Here is an 8619-nt window from a genome sequence, read left to right on the forward strand (position 1 = left end):
GGCGGGGGCGGGAGGGGTGTACCCCGGCGGAGGCCGGGGTCCAGGTGGAGGCGGTTCGATGGAGCCGCGGGTGTATCCCCGCGCAGGCGGGGATCCAGGGCCGAGCAGAGCAAACTAGGGTAGCGCGTGGGGCCCTGGGCTCCCGCCTGCGCGGGAGCACGAGGCGGGTGCGGTTTGATGGCGCCGTACCCCGGCGGAGGCCGGGGTCCAGGTGGGAGTGGTTCGCTGGAGCCGCGGGCGTTTCCCGACTGGGCCCCGGCCGTCGCCGGGATACGTAGAAAGAGGGGTGTGCGCCGCCGCCTCAGCGGGGGAGAGCGCCTAGTCTGCGGAGGACGGCGGTGCAGGCGGGGAGGTCGAGGCTTTCGGCGCGCCAGGCGAGGACGCCGTCGGGGCGGACCAGGAGCAGGGCCTGGGCGTGTTCGTCGGCGAGGCCGTAGCGGTCGAACAGGTCGGCGCGCTCCAGGCGCTCGACGGCGCCGTGGGCGCCGGCCGTCATGCGGGCGAGCAGGTGGGTGGCCACGCGCTCTCCCGACAGGCGCGCGAGCGCGTCGGCGAGGGTGCCCGCCTCGACGGCCGAGAGGCGGCGGCGGGAGAGGGCGAGGACGTGGAAGCGATAGCCCGCGAGCAGATCGAACAGGTCGCGGTGACGGGTGAGCTGGGCATTGGGCGCGCGCTCGCCCGGGCGCGGCGCGGGGCCGCGGGGTAGCTCCGCCACCGCGGGGTTGGGCGGATAGGCGATGTCGATCTGGGCGAAGCGGCGGAAGGCGCGGTCCTGGACGACGTCGAGCGCGGAGGCCGGGCCCACCAGCATCGGCGCGAGCGCGTCGCGCAGCCAGGCGCGCCAGCCGACCTGGCCGGCGGCGGCGTTGAAGATGCGGTCGGTGAAGCGCAGCACCTCCTGCGCAACGGGCAGGCGCTCGCTGCCATAGCTGTCGAGCAGCGCCTCCGACGCGCCGCCGCGCAGCACCGAGACGAGCTTCCAGGCGAGGTTGGCGGCATCCTGCAGGCCGGTGTTCATGCCCTGGCCGCCGGCGGGCGAATGGATGTGGGCGGCGTCGCCCGCGACGAACACCGGGCCGACGCGGTAGCGATCGACGACCCGGTGATGGCTGCGGAAGCGCGTCAGCCATTCGGGGCGGGAGAGGGTGACGGGAAGGCAGGCCGCCTCCGCAAAGGCCGACTGAAGCTCGGCGAGGGTGAGTTCCGGCGCGGCGTGCTCGTCCGGGCGGGCGTGCAGGTCGGTCGCCATCACCCGCGACAGGCCGCTGCCGTCGAGCGGGAAATAGAGGCCGATGCGATCGGCATGGACGAAGACGCGGAAGCGGTCGTGGTCGAGCGGCCAGTCGACCGCGACGTCGCCGAGCAGGAAGTTCTGCGGATAGGGCGCGCCTTCGAACCGCAGGTCGAGCGCGTGGCGGACGATGCTGTGCGCGCCGTCCGCGCCGATGACGTAGCGGGCGTGAAGGGTGGTGACGGTGCCGGATGCCTCCTGCGCCTCCACGCGGACGCCGTCCGGATCGGCGGCGAGGCCGGTCACCTCCACCTCCCGCTCCACCGTCAGCCAGGCGTCGTCGAGCGCGTCGAGCAGCACCGCCTCCGTCTCCGCCTGGGGCAGCATCAGGATGAAGCGGTAGGGCGTGTCGGGCGAACTGGCATGGTCGAAATCGAGCCCGCCCACCCACTCGCCCGAGACGTGGAAGCCGATGCCGCTGTCGATCACGCCGCGCTGGAGCAGCGTGTCGGCGAGGCCGAGGCTGGCGAACAGCTCCAGCGTGCGCGCGGAGACGGCGAAGGCGCGGGATTCGCGGGTCGGCTGGGCGGCGCGATCGACGATGCGGACGTCGATCCCCTGTCGCCGCAGCAGCAGCGCTGCCATCAGGCCCGTCGGCCCTGCGCCCACCACCAGCACTTCGCACCGATCGCCGTCCGACATGGTCCTGTCTCCACGCTGGCATCGCTTTGCGCGCTGTGCTTTGGATCGGGGCAACAGCGTCGTGGCCCCAAGCTATCGCGGGTCGGGCGGCGCGGCGAGCGGCGATTTGGGTGGAGAGCGGCAATGCGCGTGCTGGGATATATGAGCGGCACTTCGCTGGACGGCGTCGATGCCGCGATCCTGGAGACGGACGGCGAGGGCGTGACCGGCTTCGGCCCCGCGCTGATGCTGCCGTTCGGGGCCGAGGAGCGCCGGGTGCTGGTGCAGGCGACCGAGGATGCGATCGCGAGCGACGGCCACGGCCCGCGCCCGGCGAGCTTTGCCGAGGCGGAGCGGGTGATCCACGACGTGCATGTCCGCGCCGCGCGCGAGCTGCTGGCGCAGCCGGACGCGGGCACGATCGAGCTGGTCGGCTTTCACGGGCAGACGGTGCTGCACCGGCCCGAGCGCAAGCTGTCGATCCAGTTGGGCGATCCCGATGCGCTGGCGGTGGCGCTGGGCGTGCCGGTGGTCGCCGACCTGCGCCAGGCGGACCTGGCGGCGGGCGGACAGGGCGCGCCGCTGGCGCCGATCTATCACGCGGCCCTGGCCGACTGGGCCGGGTGCGCGCGGCCGGTCGCGTTCCTGAACATCGGCGGGGTCGCCAATGTGACCGCGATCGCGCGCGACGGGAGTGTGGCGGCGTTCGACGTGGGGCCGGGCAACGGCCTGATCGACCAGCTGGTGCAGGCGCGTGGGATCGGCCGCTACGACGAGGGCGGGCGGCTGGCGGCGGCCGGGACGGTCGACCGCGGCGTGGTCGCGCGGCTGATGGCGAGTCCGTATTTCACCCGCACCGGCGCGAAGTCGCTCGACCGCTACGACTTTCCGCTCGATGCGGTGGCGGGGCTGTCGGACGCGGATGCGGCGGCGACGCTGACGGCGTTCACGGTCGCGGCGGTGGTGGCGTGCCGCGCGCAGCTGGGCGAGGCGGCGGCGGACTGGCACTGGATCGTGTGTGGCGGCGGGCGGCACAATCCGGTGATGATGGCGATGCTGGCGGATGCGCTGGGGCGGGTGGATTCGTCCGATACGCTGGGCATGCGCGGCGACTTCATCGAGGCGGAGGCGTTCGCGTACCTGGCGGCGCGATCGGTGCGGGGGCTGGCGATCTCCTTCCCCGGCACGACCGGCGCGCCCGAGGCGATGACGGGCGGGGTGACGTACCGGGGCTAGGGCGCGCGCCGTGACAGAAAGCGGTGGTCGCCGTAGCCATTTCGCATGACCGATGTTCTCACAGGCTATGCCGGCGCAAGCGCCGAACTCATTGTTCGGTTCGAGGCGATCTCGACGCGTGATCTCCTCGCTCCCGTAGCGGACCTGCTACCGGTCTCACCGGCACGGATCGCGGATATCGGCGCCGGGACAGGACGAGATGCGGCGTGGTTCGCGTCCCAAGGCCATCAAGTGTTGGCCGTGGAGCCTGTCGAGGAACTCCGTGCGGCAGGCATGGCTCTCCACGGAGACGAAAGGATCGCCTGGCTCGACGATCGGCTGCCGGATTTAGCCGCTGCAAGGCGAGAGCTCGCCTTCGACCTCGTGACCGTGTGCGCGGTTTGGCAGCACCTCGACGAGGATGATCGCGCCGTCGGTATACGCCACCTTGCCGACATGACGGCGGACGGTGGTCTCCTCATCCTGTCCCTGCGCCACGGTGCCGGCGCACCGAGCCGGCGAGTTTTCCCTGTTGATGTCGAGCGTACCGTCGCCGGCGCAAGAGAGAACGGCTTCGACATCGTGCGCGTTGCTGAGGCCGAATCCTTGCAGGCCGGCAACCTGGCCGCTGGTGTGAAGTGGACATGGCTCGCCCTCCGGAGGGGCCGCTAACCGACCTAGCCCTCCTTAGTCGCCGAGCGCCTGGGCGATGGCGAGGCCGGCGAGGCGGGCGGTGGCGAGCAGGCGGTCGAGGTCGTGGCCGTGTCGCGCGGCCGCCGAGAGGCCGGCCATGGTGGTGCAGACGAAGTCGGTCAGGCGATCGGCGTCCTCGGGATGGCGATCGGCGATGTAGCGGCGGATCACCGCTTCGGCTGCGACCAGGAAGGCGGAGGCGGCTTCCCGCGCCTCCGCGTCGTTGCAGCGCGTGCCCTCCAGAACCAGGCAGCCGGTGGTGCACGGCGCGGCCGCATAGCGGCGCGCGGCCTCTTCGAGCAGCGCGGCCAGCGCCTCGGCGACGGGACGGTCGGGCAGAAGGATCGCGTCGAGCGGGATCGCGCCGGTGCCGGCATAGCGATCGAGCACGCGCGCATAGAGGCCGAACTTGCTGCCGAACGCCGCATAGAAGCTGGGGGGCTTGATGCCGAGCGCCTCCGTCACGTCGGCGACGCTGACCGCGTCATAGCCGCGCGTGTGGAACAGCGTCTGGGCGACGGCCACCGCCTGTTCCGGATCGAAGCTGCGCGGACGCCCGCGAGGTTTATTTGTAGTCACTATTACAGAATGCCTTGACCATGCGAAGTCGCTGTTTATGTAGCGATCCCTACAGTAATTTGCCAGGGAGTGCCAGATGACCGCGTTTCAAGGGAAGTCCGTTCTCGTGCTGGGCGGGAACCGGGGCATCGGGGCGGCGATCGTGCGGCGCTTTGCCGCAGACGGCGCGGCAGTGACCTTTACCTACGCGGGTTCGGCCGAGGCGGCGCAGGCGCTGGCGACGGAGACGGGCAGCACCGCGGTGGTGACGGACAGCGCCGACCGGGATGCGGTGATCGCGCGGGTGCGGGAGAGCGGGCCCCTCGACGTGCTGGTGGTGAATGCGGGCATCGCCGTGTTCGGCGACGCGCTGGAGCAGGACCCGGACGTCATCGACCGGCTGTTCCGCATCAACGTCCATGCGCCCTATCACGCCTCGGTCGAGGCGGCGCGGCAGATGCCGGAAGGCGGGCGGATCATCGTGATCGGGTCGGTCAACGGCGATCGGATGCCGGTGGCGGGCATGGCGTCCTATGCGCTCAGCAAGTCGGCCCTGCAGGGGCTGGCGCGCGGCCTTGCGCGCGACTTCGGGCCGCGCGGCATCACCATCAACGTGGTGCAGCCGGGACCGATCGACACCGACGCCAATCCCGAGGACGGCCCCATGAAGGACCTGATGCACAGCTTCCTGGCGATCAAGCGCCACGGGCGGCCGGAGGAAGTGGCGGGCATGGTGGCCTGGCTGGCAGGGCCGGAAGCCGGGTTCGTGACGGGCGCGATGCACACGATCGACGGCGCGTTCGGCGCCTGAGCGGGACGCGCGCGGCCACGCCGCCACCAAAAGCGCGCCCGCGCGTTCTCCCGCCGCAGATTGCGACAGGGGGACGGGCATGAGCGAGGTTGGCGGCGCGGAGCACGGCGGGCAGGCGGCTGCCGCCGCAGGGCGGCAGGACTGATCGTGGCGCGCAACCGATATTACCAGGGGCCGCTGAGCGACCATTTCGACGGCGTGCGCTTCTTCAATCCCGGGCAGCCTGCGACGGATCGCGGGCTGCCCGACATGCTGCGGTGGAAGTTCGGGCCGCGCCCGGCGACCTGGCCCCAGGCGGTGCCGGTCACACAGGCGGTGCCGGAGCCGCGGGTGGCGGGGCTGTCGATCACCGCGGTCGGCCATGCGACGCTGCTGATCCAGGCGGCGGGCGTGAACCTGCTCACCGATCCGGTCTGGTCGGAGCGGGCGAGCCCCTTCACCTTTGCGGGGCCGAAGCGGGTGACGGCGCCAGGCATCGCGTTCGACGCGCTGCCGCGGATCGACGCGGTGCTGCTGTCGCACAACCATTACGACCATCTCGACATGGCGACGCTGAAGCGGCTGCACGCCCGCGACGCGCCGCTGATGGTGATGCCGCTGGGCAACGATGCGATCGTGAAGAAGCGTGTTCCCGCGGCGCGGACGGTGGTGGGCGACTGGGGCGACCGCATCGCGCTGCCCGGCGGTGCCGCGACGACGCTGGTGCCGGCCAACCACTGGTCGGCGCGGGGCACCGGCGACCGGCGGATGGCGCTGTGGGCGGGGCATTGGATCGAGACGCCGGTGGGCCGGGTCTATTTCGCCGGGGACAGCGGCTGGTGCGGCGGCGGCATCTTCCGCGACATTGCCGCGAAGCACGGTGCGCCCGACGTCGCGCTGCTGCCGATCGGCGCCTATGCGCCGCGCTGGTTCATGGCGCCGCAGCATGCCGATCCGGAGGAGGCGGTGGCGATGTTCGAGCTGCTGGGGGCGGCCCATGCGCTGGGCATCCATTGGGGTACGTTCCAGCTGACCGACGAGGCGCGCGAGGAGCCGGTGGCCCGGCTGGCGGCGGCGCTGGCGGCACGCGCAATCGCGCCGCAGCGATTCATCGCAGCGACACCTGGCGACACATATTCCTTCGCACCTGCGATGGCGTGAAACTTCTGCGACATTTGCTCGCTAGGCCATCGCCGGAGTGAACGCGCGGGCGTTGCGCGGGTGGGAGATTCGAATGCGTCCTTTGTCGACGGCAGCATGGTTGCTGCTGGGTGTGGCCAGTCCTGCGCTCGCAGCCGCGCAAACGGACCCGGTGCCGGCCCAGACACCGCCGCCGGGGGAGCCGGGTGACTCCGGCCCGCCCGAGGCGGTGGAGGAAGAGACCGAAGGCGCTGAGATCGTGGTGACCGGGCGCACGCCGCCGGGGACGGTGCCGGGCGACATCCCGCCCGAGATCCAGCTGTCGCCCGCGGACATCCGCTCCTATGGCGTGAGCTCGGTCGCCGAGCTGCTCGAAGAGTTGGCGCCGCAGACCGGCAGCGGCCGGGGGCGCGACGGCAATGGCGCGCCGGTGGTGCTGGTGAACGGCAGGCGCACGGCCGGCTTCCAGGAAATTCGCGACCTGCCGACCGAGGCGATCCTGCGCGTCGACATCCTGCCGGAGGAGGCGGCGCTGAAGTTCGGCTTCCGCGCGGACCAGCGCGTGGTGAACTTCGTGCTCCGCCCGCGTTTCCGCAGCATCACGGGCGAGCTGACCGACCGCATCCCGACCGAAGGCGGCAGCAACCAGTTCCAGGCGGAGGCCGGGCTTACCCGGATCAACGACGCCGGCCGGCTGAACGTCAACCTGGAGGCGGAGGGCGTCTCGAACCTGCTGGAGAGCGAGCGCGACATCACGCCGAGCACCAGCGCACGGCGGCCGTTCGACCTGACCGGTAACATCACCGGCCTTCGCGGCGGCGAGATCGACCCGGCGTTGAGCGCCCTGGCCGGAACCACCGTGACTCAGGCGGGCGTGCCGGCCGGCATCGCCAACCCGGGGCTGGCCGACTATGCCGGGACGGCGGGCGTCCTCAACGTGACCGACACGACGCCCTTCCGCACGCTCCAGCCGTCGAGCAAACGCGTGGCGGCCAACGCGGTCTACAGCACCAGCATCTTCGGCAATGTGGCCGCGACCGGCACGGTGCGGCTGGAGCGCAGCGAAAGCCATGCGCTGTCCGGCCTGCCCGGTGTGGAGCTGCTGCTTCCGGCCGAGGGCCCCTTCTCGCCCTTTGCGAACGCCACCACCCTCTATCGCTATGCCGACGTCGACCCGCTGGAGCGCACCAACCGGAGCTGGACGGGCAATGCCACCGCCGCCTTCAACGGCGACATCGGCCGGTGGCGCTGGTCGCTGAACACCAGCTACCAGCGCGACGAGTCGCGCACCTTCACCGAGCGCGGGCTGGACACCGTCGGTCTCCAGGAAGCGATCACCGCAGGCGATCCGGACGCGAGCCCGTTCGGGCCGCTGGACCTCTATGCCCGGGTGGTCGACCGGGCGAAGTCGATCAACCAGGTCGCGGCGATCGACGCGCTGGCCTCCGGCACGCTGTTCGAGATGCCGGCCGGCCCGGCGTCGGCGAGCATTCGCGTGCTGGGCAACACCACCGACCTGAAGAGCGATTCGTTGCGGGCGGGCGTTGCCCAGTCCGCCGACATCGGCCGCGATACGGGCACCGCGCGCGGCAACCTGGACCTGCCGATCGCAAGCCGTTCGCGCGACGTGCTGGCGTTCCTGGGCAACCTGTCCCTGAACGGCAATGCCGAGGTGGAGCAGTTGTCCGACTTCGGCACCCAGACGACACTGGGCTATGGCCTCAACTGGCAGCCGGCCGAGCCGGTGCGGCTGCTGGTGTCGGTGACGCACGAGGAAGGCGCGCCGACGCCGCAGCAGCTGGGCAATCCGGTGCTGGTGACGCCCAACGTGCGCATCTTCGACTATGTGCGCGGCGAAACGGTGGACGTGACGCAGGTGGAGGGCGGCAACCCGAACCTGGAGGGAGACAGCCGGCGCGTGTTCAAGGCCGGGCTGAACCTGCGCCCGATCCGCGACACCGACCTGACGCTGACCGCCGACTATGTGTCGAGCCGGATCAAGAATCCGATCTCGAGCTTCCCGGCGGCGACCGCGGAGATCGAGGATGCGTTCCCCGACCGGTTCCTGCGCGCCGAGGACGGCACGCTGCTGCGCGTCGACACGCGGCCGGTGAACTTCGCCCGTTCCAAGCGCAGCCAGCTGCGCTGGGGCTTCAACTTCTCCAAGCCGATCGTCACCGAACGGCAGCGGCAGGAAGAGGCGGCGCGCGCGGCCCGGCGGGCGGAACGCGAGGCGGCGGAAGCGGCCGGCACCGCGCCGCCGCGCGAAGCGCGGGGCGAGCGTGGCCCGGGCGGGGGACGCGGGCCACGC

At 71.6% G+C, this 8619-nt stretch carries 7 protein-coding genes; 5 read left to right on the forward strand and 2 right to left on the reverse strand.

The window, feature by feature from the left end; translation table 11 throughout:
- Positions 1–301 precede the first annotated feature (301 nt).
- A complete protein-coding gene (locus tag MHZ35_RS17240) occupies positions 302–1933 on the reverse strand; it encodes an FAD-dependent monooxygenase (protein WP_239436758.1) in 1632 nt (543 codons plus the stop codon).
- Between the two features lie 123 nt (positions 1934–2056).
- On the opposite strand from MHZ35_RS17240, the gene MHZ35_RS17245 reads away from it, so the two are divergent.
- Both MHZ35_RS17245 and MHZ35_RS17250 read left to right on the forward strand, forming a co-directional pair.
- Positions 2057–3148 carry an anhydro-N-acetylmuramic acid kinase gene (locus MHZ35_RS17245; RefSeq protein ID WP_239436759.1) on the forward strand — a complete coding sequence of 364 codons (1092 nt, stop codon included), beginning with the start codon at positions 2057–2059 and terminating at the stop codon, positions 3146–3148.
- Between the two features lie 45 nt (positions 3149–3193).
- Entirely contained in the window at positions 3194–3799 is a 606-nt protein-coding gene (locus tag MHZ35_RS17250; RefSeq protein WP_239436760.1) for a class I SAM-dependent methyltransferase, read from the forward strand.
- Positions 3800–3814: 15 nt separating this feature from the next.
- Here the strand turns inward: MHZ35_RS17250 and MHZ35_RS17255 are convergent, their stop codons facing one another.
- Complete coding sequence (locus MHZ35_RS17255) at positions 3815–4399, reverse strand: TetR/AcrR family transcriptional regulator (protein WP_239436761.1); 585 nt, start codon at positions 4397–4399, stop codon at positions 3815–3817.
- A 76-nt stretch (positions 4400–4475) separates the two neighbouring features.
- Between MHZ35_RS17255 and bdcA the strand changes: the two genes are divergently transcribed.
- The 3 genes from bdcA to MHZ35_RS17270 form a co-directional block, all read left to right on the forward strand.
- Complete coding sequence (bdcA, locus tag MHZ35_RS17260) at positions 4476–5189, forward strand: SDR family oxidoreductase (RefSeq protein WP_239436762.1); 714 nt, start codon at positions 4476–4478, stop codon at positions 5187–5189.
- Between the two features lie 147 nt (positions 5190–5336).
- Positions 5337–6329 (forward strand): MBL fold metallo-hydrolase, encoded by a 993-nt coding sequence (locus tag MHZ35_RS17265; RefSeq protein ID WP_239436763.1) that lies wholly within the window; start codon positions 5337–5339, stop codon positions 6327–6329.
- A gap of 73 nt (positions 6330–6402) precedes the next feature.
- Positions 6403–8619, forward strand: a 2217-nt coding sequence (locus MHZ35_RS17270; protein WP_239436764.1) for a TonB-dependent receptor domain-containing protein, incomplete at its 3' end; no start/stop codon positions are given.

It is taken from the genome of Sphingomonas sp. ACRSK, assembly GCF_022346685.1.
Taxonomy (GTDB): Bacteria; Pseudomonadota; Alphaproteobacteria; order Sphingomonadales; family Sphingomonadaceae; genus Sphingomonas; species Sphingomonas molluscorum.

Coding starts and splice junctions, on each gene's coding strand:
- MHZ35_RS17250 (WP_239436760.1), top strand. CDS start 3,194: ATGACCGATGTTCTCACAGGCTATGCCGGCGCAAGCGCCGAACTCATT.
- MHZ35_RS17245 (WP_239436759.1), top strand. CDS start 2,057: ATGCGCGTGCTGGGATATATGAGCGGCACTTCGCTGGACGGCGTCGAT.
- MHZ35_RS17240 (WP_239436758.1), bottom strand. CDS start 1,933: ATGTCGGACGGCGATCGGTGCGAAGTGCTGGTGGTGGGCGCAGGGCCG.
- bdcA (WP_239436762.1), top strand. CDS start 4,476: ATGACCGCGTTTCAAGGGAAGTCCGTTCTCGTGCTGGGCGGGAACCGG.